General features: G+C 61.3%; 1 protein-coding gene. It reads right to left on the reverse strand.

The window, feature by feature from the left end:
- Nucleotides 1-44: 44 nt before the first annotated feature.
- Nucleotides 45-817 (reverse strand): RHS repeat-associated core domain-containing protein (locus tag AVAK2825_RS24745; protein ID WP_284403127.1); only part of this gene is annotated, 773 nt, incomplete at its 5' end.

The raw sequence follows: 817 nt of genomic DNA on the forward strand, positions 1-817 counted from the left end.
TGTGTTGGCGCGAGGCCTCAGCGAACAGGTCGAACTTCAGGGCGCTACGGGGAGTGATCATGGCAAAGGATGGAGCACGCGTTCTCGATCAACAAGGGACCGGATGGGTTTTGAGAGGTTCCCAGATCAGTGGTTTCTTTTGCGGCACAGTAGGCCCCTGATTCGATACCGTGAGCAATACCTTGTGCCACTGGACTTAGCCGAGAGACCGTGGTCGGAATCTGCGCCACCAACGGGCTCATCGGAGATACCACTGCGCCGTTGACACCCGATGCCCCAGCAATGAATTCTGTGATGGCTGGGCCATACCGGTAGTAGGCACTTTGCACCCACGCCGCTGCTCTGTTGGCGATCAGTACCGCATTCAGTCCCTGCGGATCTATCGCATTCAGAGGATCGCCACCCACGTACCCAAAGCGATTCCACCCGCCATCCAGCCCGATCGGGTCGGCCTGGAAGTACCGCCCCGAAGGCGGGTCATAGGACCGGTTCAGGTTGTAGTTCAGTTGGGTCTCCTCATCGAACACCTGCCCCGGATACCGCAGGTCGAACTTCACGCCTTCTGCATAGGCTGCACTGCCCTGCCCGCTCTGTGCGTAGCCGGTCGCTCCCGTCGTCGGGTTCGCCTCCCCAAACCCCGTGATCAGCCATTGCCACGCCACCTGCCCCTGCGTGTTGGTGAGGCGCCGGGGCGTGTTCAGATGGTCCGCATCGATGGCATACAGCCTGCCGTTGATCTGCGCGGCAATGGGCATCGGCCCGTTCGCGGTGGGCAGGTAGATGACCTCGGTGCTGTCCATCTCGCCCGCCAGTGCTG

This window comes from Acidovorax sp. SUPP2825, assembly GCF_030158995.1.
Classification (GTDB): Bacteria; Pseudomonadota; Gammaproteobacteria; order Burkholderiales; family Burkholderiaceae_C; genus Paracidovorax.